The following is a 16,632-nucleotide window of genomic DNA, read 5'->3' as shown; positions in this document are numbered from 1 at the left end:
GAGGGCACGACGACGATCTTCGCCATGGCGAACGCGTCGCGCGCCGGCATGGCCGGCTTCATCTGGATGCGCCGGCCAAGCCCGCGCTCGGCCATCATCGCCTCATAGCGGTCGCGATCAGGGCCGTCGCCGACCATCAGCGCCGAAAGCGGATGACCGACCGCCCTTTCGGTGCGGGCGAAGGCGTCGATGAACACATCCGGCCCCTTGAGGTCGCGCAGCATGCCAATATAGAGGAAATGCGGTGCCCCGTGGTCGGCGCCGATGGTTTCGAACTCGGCGTCCTTGATACCGTTGTAGATCACCTGGGAGACTTTTCGCGGCTTGCCGACCTTGGCCTCGTAGGTGCGCCGTTCGTAGTCGCAGACGAACACCAGCGCGTCCCCGAAATGCTCCTGGAAGCGTTCCAGCCGCAGCACGGCCTGGCCGGAAAGGCTGGACCGGCTGAAATGCAGGCTGCCGCCATGCGGCGAATAGAGGCGGGCTACGCGATACTTGTTGACCCGCAGGGCTGAGCCGATCAGCCGGGCAATGGCGCCACCCTTGGCGCCGTGCCCGTGCAAAATGTCCGGCTGCAAGCTCTTGATATGTCTGTAACTCTTGTAGATCGCCACGAAATCGGAAGGCGCAATTGCGCGGCGCATCGGAATACGGGTGAGGCCGAGCGAAAGATGCGGCCTGATGCTGTCGAAGAGACGATCCTCATGCGCTCCACCGGTCGAGCTGTCGCACAGGATGCCGACTTCGTGGCCGGCCGCCCGGTGCTCTTCGACCAGATCGCGCACATGGCGGAAGATTCCGCCGACGGGCGACCTGAAGCAGTGGAGTATCCGCAAGGGAGCGCTATCCGCCATGGACCGGTCAGAACAGCCGCTCGCGGACGTAGATCGTGTCGCCGGCAAGCACCGTGGAAGAGATGACGGTGCGGCCGGTGATCACCTGGCCATTGATCTTGCGGGTGACGTCGACGTCGCGCTGGTTGCCGCGCGAGGTGAAACCGCCGGCGATCGCGATTGCGTTCTGGGCAGTCATCCCCGGCACGTAGGAATATTGCCCCGGCCGACCGACTTCGCCCATGACGAAGACGGGACGGTAGCGATCGATCTCGGCTGTGACATCCGGATCGCGCAGATAGCCCTGCTTGAGACGGGAAGCAATCGAGCCTTCGAGCGCCGGCAGCGTCTGGCCGCGGGCGACCACCTGGCCGATCAGCGGGAAGGCGATGTAGCCGGCCTGGTCGACCGTATAGGTATTGGTGAGGCCTGGTTGCTCGAAGACGCTGACGCGCAGCCGGTCGCCGCTGTCGAGCCTGTATGGCTGGACGGTTGCCTGCTGGAAACTTTTCGGGGCGGGCGCGTAGCTCGTGCAGCCGGCAAGCGCCGTCGCAGCGAGCGCTAACGCCAGCACATGTTTGGCCATCACGCGATTGAAGGGGGCGAAGGACATTTCCGCGTTCGAGGCTCCGGCTGTTCATACCATCTGCCCCCGTTATCGATCCGTTAGGGTTAATGCCCGGTAAAGAGGCCGGGAGTTTGGGGATTTTCTTGGAACCCCGACGCTGTACTTGGCCATTAACCCTCGCGTTACCATGATCCTTTACTCTTCGCCGAAACCGATCAGTTGGAGCGTATCATGTCAGGCGTAAACGGTGGCAATCAGGACGTGGATATCGACCTCGGGCGGGTCATCTCGGCGGTCTGGGAACGCAAGGCCAGGATATTGGCCGCAACGATCGTTGCGGCGGCGGTCGCACTGGTCGGCACCAGCCTGATGAAGCCCAGCTACAAGAGCGAGACGCGGATGCTGATCGAATCCCGCTCGCCCAACCTTTCGGGAGGGGATGCCGCGGCGCAGGCCAACGACCCGCTGCTCGACTCGCTCAACATCACCAGCCAGGCGCAGCTTCTGCAGTCGACCGATCTCATCAAGCGGGTCGCCCGCGACCTCAACCTCGCCAAGCTCAAGGAATTCGATCCAGCCGCCCAGTCCTTCCTTCCCGACCCGCTGGTCCTGATCGGCCTGAAGCAGGATCCGATGAAGCTCGACCCGGAAGACAGGGTGATCCAGGAATTTCGCGACAAGCTGAATGTCTATGCGGTCGAGAATTCGCGCGTTATTGCCATCGAGTTTTCCTCGCGCGATCCGAAACTAGCAGCCGAAATCCCGAACCGGATGGCGCAGGTTTACCTTCAGATCCAGAGCGGTGCCAAGCTCGACACCCATTCCGAGACCGCCAAATGGCTGGAGCCGGAAATCGCCAGCCTGACCAGCAAGGTCAAGGAGGCGGAGAAGAAGGTTGCCAACTACCGCTCTTCCAACGGCTTGTTCCAGACCACCGAAACCAACAGCTTCTCGACCCAGCAGCTCAACGACATTTCGACCGAGCTTGCTCGTATCCGCGGCGAGCGGGCGAATGCCGAGGCGCGCGCCGAAAACGTCCGAACGGCCCTGAAAGCCGGCCGCGCTTCCGATACTCTGAGCGATGTCGTCGGTTCGCAGGTCATCCAGCGGCTGAAGGAAGCGGAAGCCAACCTGCAGGCGCAGATTGCCGACTCCTCGACCTCGCTGCTCGAAGGCCATCCGCGGCTGAAGGGACTGCGCGGCCAGCTTTCCGGCATCCGCCAGCAGATCGAGAGCGAGACAAAGAAGATTCTCGCGAGCCTCGACAACGAAGCCGAAATGTCGCGCATCCGCGAACGCCAGTTGATGGGCCAGCTCAACGGCTTGAAGGCGGACTCCGCCAAGGCGGGCGAAGAGGAAGTGGGCCTGCGCGCGCTGGAACGCGAGGCCGCCGCCCAGCGCCAGCTTCTCGAAACCTATCTTGCCCGTTACCGCGAAGCGAGTTCCCGCCTCGAGGGCAATTCGAGCCCGGCCGATGCCCGTGTCGTCTCGAAGGCCGTCGAACCGTCGGAACCCTATTTCCCGAAGATCATCCCGATCGTCATCGTCGTCTCGCTCGCCACCTTGATCTTCGGCTGCCTGATCGTCATCGTCACCGAGCTCTTCTCCGGCCGCGCATTGCGCCCCTCCGGCGTTCGTAACGCCGACAATGACATCATGCTGGAACCCGCCGCATCCGCCCCTGCTGCTGCCGCTCCGCTGCCGGTCCACCAGATGCAGGCGGAGGCGGCACGCTTCGACCGGCCGGAACCGGCCCAGGAAAACGCGAGAAATGCGGCAGCGCTCGCCTATGCCAAGATCGCCGAACAATCGCTCTCCGAGAAGGAGAGCGAGGCAGAGGATGCCGTAGCGGAAGTCGACGATCGCGGCTTCACGATCGGCTCCGTCGCGCATTACCTGCAGCGCCACGATGTGCCTGTGGCGATCGGCATTTCACCGGGTGGCGACGAGGGCTCGACTGCGACCGTCATGCTCGCCCGCGAGCTCGCCGAGCGCGGCCGCACCGTCGTGCTGGTCGACATGACCGGTTCTGCCGTCCCGACGCAGATGATGGTGGAAAATCCGAAACTGCCCGGCATTACCGACCTTCTGTGCGGCGAAACCGCCTTCGGCGACGCGATCCATCCGGATCGGCTTTCCGACGCCCATATCATCCCGCACGGCGCTTCGGATCCGGCACGTGCCATGCGCGGCGTCGATCGCCTGTCGATGATAATAGATGCGCTGGCGGATGCCTACGACCTGGTGCTGATCGAATGCGGTCCCGCCGAGATCGCCGGCATCTCGCGTCTGACCCGCAATGCGATGGCCGAGATCGTCCTGTCGGTTCCGGGTTTCAAGGATGAGGAAGTCGCCGAACTGGTGACGGATTTCGAAGCGGCCGGCTATGGCAATCTGCTGGTCATGGCGCAGACCGCCGACCGGCATTCGCCACGTCCCGGAAAACGCCGCGCTGCCTGATTATTCGGCTGCTGGTTCCGTGTCGGAGGCGGGAGCTTCCGGCGCTTTCGGGCACCGGCGGGACCGCCACCGCTGCACCAACGCATAGACGTGCGGATTACGCTTTATCGCAGCCTTTGCCTTGGTCACTCCGATCAAAAGCGGCCGCATCAGCGAACCCTTCCAGGTGAGCGGCAGCAGGATGTCGTACTGCACCGTTTCCTGGGTACACCAGTTGCGCTTGTAGGGCTGGTCGCCGACGCCGAAATCGAACACCGAAGCGCCCTCCCGGCAGGACTGCTCGATCATCAGCCAGAACAGCAATTCGCCGGGGCTCGCCTCCGGGCAGATCGTCTCGTCGATCGAGCTGAACTGGCAGATGACATGGTCGCCCTTGCGCGACAGGCCGGCAATCGCCGCGATGTGCCCTTCGTGTTCGCCGCGCAGCCGAATGGCATGCAGCGTCAGCGGCGTATCTGTCCCCTTGACCGGAACGTCCATCAGGTGGTGGAAGAAGTCCTGGATACCGGGAAATTGAAAGACGTCCGGCAGGCCGAACAGTCTCAGCCGCTCGCCTTTCTGGCGGAAGAAGATATCGAGCAGGGCATGTTTTTCGGCGGGGTCCGTCGGGATGAAATGGTCATAACCGCCGATCGCCTCGATCTTGCGGCTCTGCGAGCGGAATTTCTTGCGGCGGCTTTTCGCATTGAGTTGCGCAAGCGTCGCCTCGAAATTCTGAAAGAGCGGCAACTGGAAGGAATGGTTCTGGTTTTCGATCGAAGCAAGCGCGGACAGCGGATGCTGTATGCCCCGCCAGACAAGCGGGATATTATCGAGAACGACCAGGTCTGCCTTGTCGGAGAGTGCGAGCCTTATGCCATAGGCGAAGTTCTGCAGTTCTTCCGCATCGGGTGCGGCGAGTTCGGCATCGAAGAGGCCGGTATTGACGTTGTTGAACCGGTGGCCGAGCAGACGGGCGATCCGGGCGCGGCGTTCCGGTATGACTTCGAGCGGCAGGATGAAAAGCGTGCGGCCATCGACAACGCCCTGGATGATCGCAAGTTCGCTATGATGCGCCTGGACCCAGGCAAGACACCAGTCGAAACTCTGATGCAGGGAGTTCTTGGAAAGCCGTTCGAGGCGCCGCCACTCGGCTTCAACGGACCGGAGATCGTTGGTCGAAACGAGGGTGAGTTCGGACAACCGTATCGTCCGGTTATCGGTTCCGAGAGGACCCGCATCCTTGACCTGCTCTTCGTGTTGGATCTTCCGCTGCTGCATGGCTTCGCCCGCTGATGCCGTTTTGCCGGCAACATAAGGGGAGGGCACCAAAAATCGGTTTACTGATGAGCGAAATTCCCGCGAAACCGCTGCCGCTGGTTAACCGGGGGTAAAGCCGCCTATTCCTTGGGCTTCGGCCCGGCCATCCATTTGATGATCAGCATGGCGGGCAGGATCCAAAGGAGGCCGCTGATCAGGAAGTAGAGGAAATGCACCCACCAGGGTGAAGTGGCGAGCAGCAGCATGGCGAAAGTCGTGGCGGCAAGCGCATAAACGATCACCAGGATGATGATCAGGATCGTACCGATGAAACTTCTCAAACGCGGGACCAAGACGTCTTCTCCTATCCGCGACCGCATGCCGCAAAGCGCTGGGGCTTGTTTTGCATGGGTTGATGGGGCAAAGCAACGCGAAATGCTTGATGGATGCATGGCCCCGCACCCGCGTCCTTTTGGCTTGAGCGACAGGAGCACACCCATGTCGGCAACCGATGCTGTGATCATCGATGTCCTGAACCACACCAAGCGTCGCGAGCGTGACCGCAAGGCCGTGCGCATCTGGCTTGGCGTCGTCGTCTTCACGTTGTTCTGTCTGGTTCTGGTGGGCGGCGCGACGCGGCTCACCGATTCCGGACTGTCGATTACTGAATGGAAGCCGATCCACGGCGTCATCCCGCCGCTGTCGGCCGCGGAATGGGACGAGGAATTCCGCCTCTACCAGCGCATTCCGCAATATCAGGAGATCAACCGGGATATGACGGTCGACGAGTTCAAGTCGATCTTCTGGTGGGAATGGGCACACCGGTTCCTGGCCCGCTCGATCGGCATGGTCTTCGCCCTGCCGCTGATCTTCTTCTGGCTCACCGGCCGTATCGAAAAGCGCTTGCGCGGTCCGTTGGTCGGCCTTCTGGCGCTTGGCGGTTTCCAGGGGTTCGTAGGCTGGTGGATGGTGTCTTCCGGCCTCACCAAGCTGGTCAGCGTTTCGCAATACCGGCTCGCGACGCACCTCGTCATCGCCTGTCTGATCTTCGCCGCCTGTATCTGGATCATGCGTGGGCTTTCGCCGCATAGCCGTGATCTTCCGCCGACGGCAAGGTCCAAATGGGCAGCCGGCGGCATCGCCTTCCTGGTCCTCTTCCAGATCTATCTTGGCGCGCTGGTGGCGGGGCTCGATGCTGGCCTTTCCTACAATACCTGGCCGCTAATGGATGGTGCGCTGATCCCGAGCGATCTCTTTGTCCAACAGCCCTGGTGGATCAATCTGTTCGAGAACCCGAAGACGGTACAGTTCGCGCACCGCTGCGGCGCCTACCTTTTGTGGGCTGCCACCCTCGTGCACATGATCATCTCGCTTCGCCTGGCTCCCGGCTCGACCCATGCCCGTCGTTCCGTTCTGCTGTTCGGGCTGGTGACGCTACAAGCCGTCATCGGCATTTCGACGCTCGTCATGCAGGTGCCGCTCGATCTGGCGCTGACGCACCAGGCCGTCGCCCTGATCGTACTCGGCTTTGCCGTCGCCCATTGGCGCGGTTTCGCCGGCGAATATCCCCCGGAGACCGCGATCGTTACGCGGACCTGATCTGCGATCTATCGAATGGAAACCTTGCCTAGGCAGGTGGATCGACTTCCGCCTGTCGTTTCTCAGAGAAAAATTTTCGGCCTCGTGTCGGAAGCGGTGACCGTCGCCCGTCCTTGGAGCATAGTTCAATCGGCTTCGGCCAAGGAGAGGGTAGGGTTATGGCAAAGACAATCGCAATTCTCGTCGCAAGGCTGATCTTCGGCAGCGTGTTCGTTATGGCGACGACGTTCAAGTTTCTCGATATGCAGGCGACCGCAGGGTTCATTTCGGGCGCCGGGTTTCCGTTCCCGCTGTTCCTCGCCTGGATCGCGGCGATCTTTGAGGTGGGGCTGGCTCTCGCATTCCTGACCGGCGCCTTCTTCTCCGAAGCGGCGCTGCTTGCCGGCGCCTACGTCATCTTCCTGGCCTTCGCTTTCCATGGCCCCAGCCATTGGCAAGCCAACCAAGCGGAGTTCGGCTTTTTCGTCGACCACTTCACCTTCCTCGCCGGCCTGCTGTTTGCCGCCGTGCATGGCCCGGGCGAGAAGCTCGCCGTCCATCTGGGTTTGAAGCGGACGCTCGCTTAAGCCTGCTGCAGCACACTGTGGACCGCTGCGGCGACGGCAAGCTCGTCGTCGCGGTCTTTCGCGTTGCCGTCTTCTTCGTGCCACGCGGCCGAGAGACAGCCATAGGCGAAGGCAAAACGCAGAATAGTGCGGACGTCGCGGCCGAGAATCTCGGCAAATACGCCGGCCATCGAGGCGATGCGTTGTTCATTGCGGGTGAGGTCGAAGCGGTCGAGCGGATTGGAAAACATGTTGGCGACGTCCATCGCGGCATCGCCGATCAATCCGGTGGGATCGATGATCAGCCAGCCGCGCGGGCCGAGCATGATGTTTTCGTGATGCAGGTCGCCATGCAGCGGCTTGATGTCCCGCTGATCGGCGATCAGCGTCTCCGCCATTTCCGCCGCCTCGATAAAGGGGCCGGTAATGCCGTCCCGGCGGTCCGTTTCGGCCTTCTCGAACAGGCTTTTGAAATAGCGGGAAAGCGGCATCAGGCTGGCGGGCGGAGCCATGTCGGAGGGGCGGTGATATTCCGCGAGGACCCCGGCCGCGATCCGGGTTGCGTGCCCGTCGCCATGGGTTTCCAGATGGTCCCGCAGCGTCACCTTGCCTGCGTGTTCCATCAGCAGGAGATCGTCCGAACGCGCGATCAGCCGAACGCAGCCGACGCCATCCCGCCAGGCCATGAAATCGGCCCCGCGAAGACTGTCTTCCAATGCCTTCGGTTTCAGGATCTTGACGATATCGATCTCGCCGCCGGCACGCGTCACTTCAAGGACGGTGCCGACGACGGTATCGGCGATCTGTCTGGCGGTTTCGATCCGCCATTCGGCAGGAAAGGAAAAAGGGAAGGGAATGCCTTCGGTCATCAGGCCGAAAGCATCAGGTCCATGTTCTGGACGGCCGCACCCGAGGCACCCTTGCCGAGATTGTCGAGCAAGGCCACGAGATTGACATGCGCACCGCCCGGCGTGCCGAACACGAAAAGCTTCATCGTGTCGGTGTCGACCAGCTCTTCCGCGTCGACGCGGGCAAGCGCCTTGCTCTCTTCGAGCGGCACGACGGTGACGATGTCCTGCCCGGCATAATGCTCGACCAGCACCTTGTGGATGCTCTCCATCGTCGCGCCGTCGTTGAGGTCTTCGAGGAAGAGCGGCACCTGGACGATCATGCCCTGCGGGAAGCGGCCGACCGACGGCGAGAAGATCGGCGCACGGTCGAGCTGGCCGTGGATCTTCATCTCCGGCACGTGCTTGTGCTTGAGCGGCAGGCCATAGAGAAAATTGTTGGCCGAGATCGTATCTTCGCGCGACGGGTCTTCCATCTGCGCGATCATCTGCTTACCGCCGCCGGTATAACCGGAGACCGCATTGACCGTCACCGGATAAGCATCGGGCAGGATGCCGGCGGCGCGCAGCGGCCGGATCAGGCCGATCGCCCCGGTCGGATAACAGCCCGGATTGGCGACATGCCGGGAGGCCTTGATCTTGTCTGCCTGCGTCTTGTCCATCTCCGCAAAGCCATAGGCCCAGGAGGGATCGACGCGGAAGGCGGTCGAGGTGTCGATCACCCGCACCCTGTTGTTGCCGGCAAGCATGGTCACGGCTTCCCGCGAGGCGTCGTCCGGCAGGCAGAGGATGGCGACATCGGCACTGTTCAGGAGATCCTCGCGCATGGCGGCGTTGCGCCGCTCCGCTTCCGGGATCGACAGCAGTTCGACGTCGCGGCGGCCGGCCATGCGGGTGCGGATCTGCAGTCCCGTGGTGCCGTGTTCGCCATCGATGAAGATTTTCGCTGTCATGGTCTTATCCTGTTAGATCAGTGCCTTGGATTGGATGCCGGATTCAGTTTACCAGCAAGTTGATTCAGAAATTTAACGCGCTCGCGCGGCGTTCCGCACGAAGCCCGAGCATATACATGGCAACCGTCGCCCCCGCAATGGCGGTGATGTCCGCATGGTCGTAGGCCGGTGCCACCTCGACGACATCGGCGCCGCGGATATCGAGGCCTCCAAGCTGGCGCAGCACCGAGAGTATCTTGGCGCTCGAAGGCCCACCGGCGACCGGCGTGCCCGTGCCCGGCGCGAAAGCCGGATCGAGGCAGTCGATGTCGAAGGTGAGGTAGGTCGGCGTTTGCCCGACGTGATCGAGGATAACCCTGGCGATCTCCGCTGCCGTCATCTCCTCGACCTCATGGCCATAGAGGAGGCGGATCCCGAAATCTTCCGGCGCGTGGGTGCGGATGCCAACCTGGATCGATCGGGCAGGGTCGATGATGCCGGCCCGCACCGCCCGCGCCACGAAGGAGCCGTGGTCGATACGTCCATCGTCGTCGAGCCACGTGTCCTGATGCGCATCGAACTGCACCAGCGCCAGCGGCCCGTGTTTGGCGGCATGCGCCTTCAGCAACGGCCAGGTGACATAATGGTCGCCGCCGAGCGTCAGCAGGAAGGCGCCGCTGTCGAGGATGACATTCGCCTGGGCCTCGATCGCGGCTGGGGTCTTCTGGTGGTTGCCGTAGTCGAGCAGGCAGTCGCCGTAATCGACGACGGCCATGTCAGCGAAAAGATCGCGCTGGAACGGATATTGCGGATCGTTGTCGAAGATCGCCGATGCCCGCCGGATCGCCTGCGGCCCGAACCGTGCGCCCGGCCGGTTGGAGGTCGCAGCATCGAAGGGGATGCCCCAGACGACAGCATCGACACCCGTCAGATCCTTGCTGAAGCGGCGGCGCATGAACGACAGCGCGCCGGCAAAGGTAGGGTCCGACGCGGCCGACGTGAGGCCCTTTGCAGTGAAGGCATGGTCGATCGACTTTTCCGCCATGGCGTCCCTCCATCGTTAACGTAACGGGAACGTTGGACAATAAGGGCTGACAAGGCAAGCCTGGGCGAGACGAAATTCCTCTCGTTCAGGAAGCCTTGGCTTCGAAAACTGGCGGGAAATCCCCCAGCGCCTTGGCCTCCATGATCCGCGCTCCGATATCCTCCTCGATGATCGATTCCAGCTGCGCGAAACTGTCGATGACATAGTAGATCGGCTGGACGATATCGATGCGGTAGGGGGTTCTGAGCACCGTCATCAGATCGAAGGGCCGGAATTCGGCTTCCCTGCCTTCCATAGCGGCCCGCGTCTCGTTGGGAGAGGAGACGATGCCGGCGCCGAAGCAGCGGCGCCCCTGCGGCGTGTCGATCAGGCCGAACTCGACGGTGAACCAGAATATCCGGAACAGGTGCCAGGAATATTCCCGGCCGAGCCCGACGGCTTTTTCGCCGAAGCGGCGAACGAAATTGGCGTAACTCCGGTTGGTCAGGAGCGGGCAGTGGCCGAAGACTTCGTGGAAGATATCCGGTTCCTCGATATAATCGATGTGCTCGCGGCGGCGGATGAAGGTTGCCAGCGGAAACTTGCCCTGCGACAGCAATTCGTAGAAACGCGATGGCGGAATAAGGGCGGGCACGCCCTCGACGCCGAAGCCGGTCGTCTCGTTGAGGCGCCGGTCGACATCGCCGAGCTGCGGAACCTTGTCCGGTCTCAGCCCGAGTGCCTTGACGCCGTCCAGATATTCTCGACAGGCCTTATCGGCCAAGAGCGTCATCTGGCGTTGGTAGAGCTCGCTCCAGATCCGGTCTTCTTCGCTGGTGTAGTGATAGACGCCGTCTGCGTCCGGCAGGTTTGCCGTGTAGGTGCTTTGCTTGGTCATCAGCGCCCTCCCGTTCCGTGATGGAATGGCCGGGTGCTCCAGCCGCCGGCCGTCAGATCACCATTATATCTCCGAAAGCGCGGGTAATCATTTCAGCTTTGCCGAATTGAGCGTAGATAATGAGAGGATATTTCGGGAGGAGAGGCCGTCATGAAAGAAAACCTGCAGGCTGCCCGCAAGCTTCTGCAACTCGTGCAGACAGGCGATGGTTCGTCGCTTGCCGAACTGGCTGAGAAGGCCGGCATGTCGCAAAGCACCGCATGGCGCAAGATCCAGGAACTGGAGGCCGAAGGCGTCATCCGAAAGCGCGTAGCACTTCTCGATCCGGCAAAGCTCGACCTCAAGCTCTGCATCGTCGCCCATGTGACGCTGGAGGATCACCACGAGGAGGCGATCGAAGCCTTCGCCACGGTCGTACGCGACCGGCCGGAGATCATGGAGTGTTACGCGCTGTCCGGGACATTCGATTATATGCTGAAGATCCGGGCGCGCGACGTCGAAGCCTATGAGGCTTTCATGACCCGCCACCTGATGCGCAACCCGCATGTGCGCAACGTGGTCTCCAGCTTTGTCCTGCGCGAACTGAAATCGACGACCGAACTGCCGATATGAGAAGGCCTACAAGCGAAAAAGGCGGAGCCGAAGCCCCGCCTTTTGAAAGTCCAAGTCCAGAAGCGATTAACGCTTGGAGAACTGGAAGGAGCGGCGGGCCTTGGCCTTGCCGTACTTCTTGCGCTCGACCACGCGGCTGTCGCGGGTCAGGAAGCCACCCTTCTTGAGCACGCCGCGAAGGCCCGGCTCGAAGTAGGTGAGTGCCTTGGAAACGCCATGACGAACAGCGCCGGCCTGGCCGGAGAGACCGCCACCGGTAACCGTCGCGACGATGTCGAACTGGCCGGTGCGGGCAGCGGCGATAACCGGCTGCTGCAGGATCATCTGCAGGACGGGACGGGCGAAGTAGGTCGAGAAGTCACGGCCGTTGACCGTGATCTTGCCGGTGCCGGCCTTGACCCAGACGCGGGCGACGGCGTTCTTGCGCTTGCCGGTCGCATAGGAGCGGCCGAGGCTGTCGACTTTGCGGACATAGACCGGAGCGGCAGCTTCGGAAGCCGGCGCGAGGTCCTTCAGGGAGGAAAGATCGGCCATTATCAGGCGCTCCTTACGTTCTTGCTGTTCAGCGATGCCACGTCGAGGGCGACCGGCTGCTGTGCTTCATGGGGATGGTTGGAACCGGCGTAGACGCGCAGGTTCTTCATCTGGCGACGGCCGAGCGGGCCACGGGGAACCATGCGCTCAACAGCCTTCTCGATAACGCGCTCCGGAAAGCGGCCTTCGATGATCTGGCGCGCGGTGCGCTCCTTGATGCCACCCGGGTAACCGGTGTGCCAGTAGTAGGTCTTGTCGGAATATTTCTTGCCGGTGAGGACGCACTTTTCCGCATTGATGATGATGACGTTGTCGCCATCATCGACGTGCGGAGTGAAGGTGGCCTTGTGCTTGCCGCGGAGCCGGTTGGCGACGATGGTGGCGAGGCGACCGACAACGAGGCCTTCGGCATCGATGATCACCCACTTCTTCACCACCTCTGCAGGCTTCTGAACGAAGGTTGACATGTTTTTAACTCTTTCTTCTAGGACCCATGACATCCGAAACCTTCGAATGCAGGGCGTTTCTTGTTGCTTGGATTGCCATGGCTGACGCCGGCAAAAAAGAAAGCGGGCCGAAACGGTCCGCGATCTGGGGCGGCTTATACCGAGGGAGGCCGAAAGCGTCAAGGTGATGGTTTTGCGTTGCCGAAAAATAGAATAAGCAAAATCAATGACTTATCGATGTGGTTATATGCTACCACAGTTTTCTGGGTGAAATTCGCACGCCGTTGACGCCGGAATGCTGGTTCTGCTCATCGTAACCGTTGAGCGGGGCTCGATTGCTGTCCGGAATGGGCTGCTGGCTTGTCTGCTGATGGGAAAGAAAACCCATCCCCATACCGGGAGTTCCATCCGGGAACCGCCCTGTCGGAAGCTCGGAAAGACCCGCTGACATGAAAGCGATCTGCGCCATTTTTCCCGCGTATTGCTTGTCCGGTCTACACCCTGGAATTGTGTTTAACGAAAGATGGCGGGCGGGCACAAATGGCAGAATAGACGCTCTCTTGAAGGTTTTACGACGGATTTCACACATGAATAGCTGTCAATCACTCATGTTTTAAGGGGATCCGCTGCGGAAAAAGAAAACTGACAAATGTTCAGAAAAATAAATTTGCCTAGCAAAATCTAGTAGCACTTTCTAATTCAACCATAAGATGGTGCTAATATGTACAAGTACAAAAGAGGGGTATTCCACGAACCTGTGCAGAACATCGCGTGCTGAGCATTCTCGATTTTTTGAGTCAGGAAGCCGACTAAAATCTCAGGCAACCTGCCTGTAGAGGAAAACAATCTTCTGGATCGGGTCTTCTTTTACAGGCACGAACGGGACAGCTCGGTGTGTCGGCCGTCGGCACCGTCGCCCGGTCGGCGAATTCATGGCCGTCGCAGTAGCCGCTGTCGATGACATAGCGGTCATAGAGTGTCATCCGCGCCTTGTTGCGGGACGGGTAACGCAGGATCACCGCGCCCTCCCGGCCGATCGCCCGCTGCACGGCGGCGCAGGACATGCCGGTGGAATTGTAGCGCGAGATCGCGGCAGCCGGCTCGCCTGAGAGGAGGGTGCCGCAGGCAATGACCGCAAGGCAGCCGAGAAATTTTTTCATGATCCTCATCCCTTTTGACGAGACGCGGACTTACATAGCGCAGAAGCACCGCGCCGCCAGTGGCGCATTATTGCGGGAGCCGCCGTCATGAATCATGACCATTATGACAATGCCTATATCGCCGATATCCTGAAGAGCACAAGGACCATTGCGCTGCTCGGCGCATCTCCAAATCCCGACAGGCCGAGCAACCGGGTCATGGGGTTCCTGCTTTCCAAGGGCTATACGGTGTTTCCGGTCAATCCCGGCCAGGCAGGCAAGCAGATCCTCGGCCAGACAGTCTACAGGACGCTGGCGGACGTGCCGCAGCCGGTCGATATGGTCGATGTCTTTCGGGCCGCCGAGTATCTGGACGGCGTGATCAACGAGGCGATCGGGCTTGAAACCAGGCCGAAGGTGATCTGGGGCCAACTCAGCGTGCGCGACGACAAGGCCGCCGAAAAGGCGGAAGCGGCCGGCATCAAGGTCGTCATGGATCGCTGCCCGGCGATCGAGTATCCCCGCCTGGTTGCCTGAGGCTGCCGCCTGAGTTCGCCGCCGGGCGTCCGGCTATTTGGCGAGCAGTTCCGGTCGGCTTCGCATGTCGTCGAGCAGGTCGGCGTTGCCGCAATAGTTTGCGAAGTCCGCGGCGGCGCTGCCGTCGGCCAGTTCGCGCCGGCAGCGGGTCTTCTCGCCGCAGTGGACACAGGTCACGTGCATTTCGCGGAATTCCACCGGCTCCTCCAGCCTGGCTTCTTCCGGATCGATGTTGAGCAGCTTCATCAGCGCCAGCATTTCGTCGGCCGCATGTGGGCCTTTGGCGATCAGTTCGCGTAGTTCATGTTCCGACAAGGCGTTGTCCTGCGCCAGCAGCTTGACGGTCTCGTCGTCGAGGCTGGCGAGAAGCTTGGCTTCGTTGATCGCAGCCCACGTGGCGGAACACCAGCGCTTCAGCCTGTCGGTGAGATTTTCCGGGGCGGGGTCAAGGGTAGGAATTGTGTTGTCCATTGCAAACTCCTCTCTATTTCCCCGGAGGATAGGTTCCGGAGAACGATATACCTTGATCGTGATCAACCGCTGGGGTCTGTTGGAGCGCTAACGATCAGGCGCCATTTCAAGGGGAGGGACTAACATGCCGACACTCAATCCGGGATTCTCGACGCTGGCCGTGCATGCGGGGGCGCAACCCGACCCGACGACCGGGGCGCGGGTGACGCCGATCTACCAGACGACCGCTTTCGTCTTCAACGATGCGGACCACGCCGCCGCCCTGTTCGGCCTGCAGCAGTTCGGCAATATCTACACCCGCATCATGAACCCGACTCAGGCAGTGCTGGAGGAGCGGGTGGCGGCACTCGAGGGCGGCACCGCGGCGCTCGCCGTCGCCTCCGGCCATGCGGCGCAGATGCTGACCTTCCACACGATCATGCAGCCGGGCGACAATTTCATCGCAGCGCGAAAACTCTATGGCGGCTCGATCAACCAGTTCGGCAATGCGTTCAGGAATTTCGACTGGCAGGTGCGCTGGGCCGATACCGACGATCCGGCAAGCTTCGAGGCCGGCATCGACGAGCGCACTCGCGCGATCTTCATCGAGAGCCTTGCCAATCCCGCCGGCACGTTCGTGGATATCGCGGCGATCGCCGAGGTGGCGCATCGGCGGGGCATTCCGCTGATCGTCGACAACACCATGGCGACCCCCTACCTCGTCCGGCCGCTCGAGCACGGCGCCGATATCGTCATCCACTCGCTGACCAAGTTCATGGGCGGCCATGGCAATTCCATGGGCGGCGTCATCGTTGACGGAGGCACCTTCAACTGGTCGAAATCGGGCAATTATCCGATGCTCTCGGAGCCCCGTGCCGAATATGGCGGCATCGTCCTGTACCAGGCTTTCGGCAATATCGGCTTTGCCATCGCCTGCCGCGTGCTGGGCCTGCGCGATATGGGACCGGCGATTTCGCCCTTTAACGCGTTCATGATCCTGACCGGCATCGAAACGCTGCCGCTCAGGATGCAGAAACACTGCGACAATGCCGTTGCCGTCGCCAAATGGCTGAAGGCGCATCCGAAGGTCGCCTGGGTCAGTTATTCCGGCCTCGAGGAAGATCCGAACCACGCCCTGCAGATCAGGTATTCGCCGAAGGGCGCCGGCTCGGTGTTCACCTTCGGCGTCACCGGCGGCTACGAGGCGGGCAAGACGCTGGTCGAAGGCCTGCAGCTGTTCTCCCACCTCGCCAATATCGGCGACACCCGTTCGCTGGTCATCCACCCGGCCTCGACGACCCACCGGCAACTGAGCGAAGAGCAGCTGATCGCCGCCGGTGCCGGGCCGGACGTGGTGCGCCTGTCGATCGGCATCGAGGATGCCGCCGACATCATTGCGGACCTCGACCAGGCCTTGTCGAAGATCTGAGGGAAGGTCTTGGCGTCAGGCGCCGAAACCGCCGTCGATCGTCTGCAGGGAGCCGGTGATGAAGCCGGCTTCCGGACCGGCGAGATAGGCGGCAAGACCGGCGATCTCTTCCGCACGGCCGTGCCGCTTGATGGCCATGAAACCGTGCATGAAGTCACTCATCGGGCCGTCTTCCGGGTTCATGTCGGTGGAGGTCGGGCCGGGCTGGATGACGTTGACGGTGATGTTGCGGTCGCCGAAATCGCGGGCGAGACCGCGCGCCATGCCCTGGATTGCCGACTTGGTGAGCGCATAAGCGGCTCCGCCGGCAAACGGCATGCGGTCGCCATTGACCGAACCGATGACGATGATTCGGCTGCCGTCCGGCATGCTGCGGGCGGCTTCCACGGCCGCATGGTAGGGGGCGCGGACATTGACGTCGATCATCCGGTCGACCGCGTCGGCGTCGATCTCCAGCGGATTGCCGAGCGCCAGCGTGCCGGCACTGATGACCAGAATGTCCAGCGGGCCGGCCTCGCGCACCGTGCCGATCACGGCCG

Annotated in this window: 20 protein-coding genes; 6 read left to right on the top strand and 14 right to left on the bottom strand. The window is 61.7% G+C overall.

Annotated elements, in window-relative coordinates:
• On the bottom strand, positions 1 to 854 hold an 854-nt coding region (locus MOV61_RS20955), incomplete at its 3' end, for a glycosyltransferase family 4 protein (protein WP_247137947.1).
• A 7-nt stretch (positions 855 to 861) separates the two neighbouring features.
• Positions 862 to 1,446, bottom strand: coding sequence for a polysaccharide biosynthesis/export family protein (locus MOV61_RS20950; protein ID WP_038541887.1), 585 nt, complete (start codon positions 1,444 to 1,446; stop codon positions 862 to 864).
• Positions 1,447 to 1,632: 186 nt separating this feature from the next.
• Here MOV61_RS20950 and MOV61_RS20945 point away from each other — a divergent pair, with 186 nt between their 5' ends.
• Positions 1,633 to 3,861: an exopolysaccharide transport family protein gene (locus MOV61_RS20945; RefSeq protein ID WP_247137946.1), complete on the top strand. Its 2,229-nt coding sequence runs from the start codon at positions 1,633 to 1,635 to the stop codon at positions 3,859 to 3,861.
• Here the strand turns inward: MOV61_RS20945 and MOV61_RS20940 are convergent, their stop codons facing one another.
• Together MOV61_RS20940 and MOV61_RS20935 are read right to left on the bottom strand one after the other, a co-directional pair.
• Entirely contained in the window at positions 3,862 to 5,121 is a 1,260-nt protein-coding gene (locus MOV61_RS20940) for a GNAT family N-acetyltransferase (RefSeq protein WP_247137945.1), read from the bottom strand.
• A 119-nt stretch (positions 5,122 to 5,240) separates the two neighbouring features.
• On the bottom strand, positions 5,241 to 5,453 hold the full coding sequence (locus MOV61_RS20935; protein WP_038541894.1) for a DUF2842 domain-containing protein: 213 nt from the start codon (positions 5,451 to 5,453) through the stop codon (positions 5,241 to 5,243).
• A gap of 145 nt (positions 5,454 to 5,598) precedes the next feature.
• Between MOV61_RS20935 and MOV61_RS20930 the strand changes: the two genes are divergently transcribed.
• Both MOV61_RS20930 and MOV61_RS20925 read left to right on the top strand, forming a co-directional pair.
• Positions 5,599 to 6,699: a COX15/CtaA family protein gene (locus MOV61_RS20930; RefSeq protein WP_247137944.1), complete on the top strand. Its 1,101-nt coding sequence runs from the start codon at positions 5,599 to 5,601 to the stop codon at positions 6,697 to 6,699.
• Between the two features lie 158 nt (positions 6,700 to 6,857).
• Positions 6,858 to 7,265 (top strand): DoxX family protein, encoded by a 408-nt coding sequence (locus MOV61_RS20925; protein ID WP_038541898.1) that lies wholly within the window; start codon positions 6,858 to 6,860, stop codon positions 7,263 to 7,265.
• Here MOV61_RS20925 and MOV61_RS20920 read toward each other — a convergent pair.
• From MOV61_RS20920 to MOV61_RS20905, 4 genes are all read right to left on the bottom strand, one after another.
• Positions 7,262 to 8,113: an aminoglycoside phosphotransferase family protein gene (locus MOV61_RS20920; protein ID WP_247137943.1), complete on the bottom strand. Its 852-nt coding sequence runs from the start codon at positions 8,111 to 8,113 to the stop codon at positions 7,262 to 7,264. The two genes, MOV61_RS20925 and MOV61_RS20920, sit on opposite strands and share 4 nt — an antisense overlap.
• Entirely contained in the window at positions 8,113 to 9,045 is a 933-nt protein-coding gene (gene argC, locus MOV61_RS20915; protein ID WP_247137942.1) for an N-acetyl-gamma-glutamyl-phosphate reductase, read from the bottom strand. Before argC ends, MOV61_RS20920 begins: the two co-directional genes overlap by 1 nt.
• Before the next feature lie 64 nt (positions 9,046 to 9,109).
• A complete protein-coding gene (speB, locus tag MOV61_RS20910; protein WP_247137941.1) occupies positions 9,110 to 10,069 on the bottom strand; it encodes an agmatinase in 960 nt (319 codons plus the stop codon).
• 85 nt (positions 10,070 to 10,154) lie between these two features.
• A complete protein-coding gene (locus MOV61_RS20905; protein ID WP_247137940.1) occupies positions 10,155 to 10,946 on the bottom strand; it encodes a phenylalanine 4-monooxygenase in 792 nt (263 codons plus the stop codon).
• 150 nt (positions 10,947 to 11,096) lie between these two features.
• Between MOV61_RS20905 and MOV61_RS20900 the strand changes: the two genes are divergently transcribed.
• On the top strand, positions 11,097 to 11,558 hold the full coding sequence (locus MOV61_RS20900; RefSeq protein ID WP_038541909.1) for an Lrp/AsnC family transcriptional regulator: 462 nt from the start codon (positions 11,097 to 11,099) through the stop codon (positions 11,556 to 11,558).
• A 66-nt stretch (positions 11,559 to 11,624) separates the two neighbouring features.
• On the opposite strand, the gene rpsI is transcribed toward MOV61_RS20900, so the two are convergent.
• The 4 genes from rpsI to MOV61_RS20880 all read right to left on the bottom strand — a co-directional run bounded on the left by rpsI (position 11,625) and on the right by MOV61_RS20880 (position 13,698).
• A complete protein-coding gene (rpsI, locus tag MOV61_RS20895) occupies positions 11,625 to 12,092 on the bottom strand; it encodes a 30S ribosomal protein S9 (RefSeq protein WP_037080614.1) in 468 nt (155 codons plus the stop codon).
• A 2-nt stretch (positions 12,093 to 12,094) separates the two neighbouring features.
• Positions 12,095 to 12,559, bottom strand: coding sequence for a 50S ribosomal protein L13 (rplM, locus tag MOV61_RS20890; protein ID WP_037080613.1), 465 nt, complete (start codon positions 12,557 to 12,559; stop codon positions 12,095 to 12,097).
• 229 nt (positions 12,560 to 12,788) lie between these two features.
• Positions 12,789 to 13,007 carry a hypothetical protein gene (locus MOV61_RS20885; protein ID WP_247137939.1) on the bottom strand — a complete coding sequence of 73 codons (219 nt, stop codon included), beginning with the start codon at positions 13,005 to 13,007 and terminating at the stop codon, positions 12,789 to 12,791.
• A gap of 340 nt (positions 13,008 to 13,347) precedes the next feature.
• Entirely contained in the window at positions 13,348 to 13,698 is a 351-nt protein-coding gene (locus tag MOV61_RS20880; protein ID WP_038541911.1) for a hypothetical protein, read from the bottom strand.
• Between the two features lie 87 nt (positions 13,699 to 13,785).
• Between MOV61_RS20880 and MOV61_RS20875 the strand changes: the two genes are divergently transcribed.
• Positions 13,786 to 14,214, top strand: a complete 429-nt coding sequence (locus tag MOV61_RS20875; protein WP_038541913.1) for a CoA-binding protein — start codon at positions 13,786 to 13,788, stop codon at positions 14,212 to 14,214.
• A 33-nt stretch (positions 14,215 to 14,247) separates the two neighbouring features.
• On the opposite strand, the gene MOV61_RS20870 is transcribed toward MOV61_RS20875, so the two are convergent.
• The gene (locus MOV61_RS20870; protein WP_247137938.1) at positions 14,248 to 14,685 is read right to left on the bottom strand and encodes a DUF6455 family protein; all 438 of its coding nucleotides are present in this window, start codon (positions 14,683 to 14,685) and stop codon (positions 14,248 to 14,250) included.
• A 124-nt stretch (positions 14,686 to 14,809) separates the two neighbouring features.
• On the opposite strand from MOV61_RS20870, the gene MOV61_RS20865 reads away from it, so the two are divergent.
• Positions 14,810 to 16,093, top strand: a complete 1,284-nt coding sequence (locus MOV61_RS20865; RefSeq protein ID WP_247137937.1) for an O-acetylhomoserine aminocarboxypropyltransferase — start codon at positions 14,810 to 14,812, stop codon at positions 16,091 to 16,093.
• Positions 16,094 to 16,108: 15 nt separating this feature from the next.
• Here the strand turns inward: MOV61_RS20865 and MOV61_RS20860 are convergent.
• A partial coding sequence (locus MOV61_RS20860) for an SDR family oxidoreductase (RefSeq protein WP_247137936.1) occupies positions 16,109 to 16,632 on the bottom strand: 524 nt, incomplete at its 5' end.

Source organism: Neorhizobium sp. BETTINA12A (assembly GCF_023006485.1).
Taxonomy (GTDB): Bacteria; Pseudomonadota; Alphaproteobacteria; order Rhizobiales; family Rhizobiaceae; genus Neorhizobium.
This window is presented reverse-complemented; position numbering and strand designations above follow the sequence as displayed.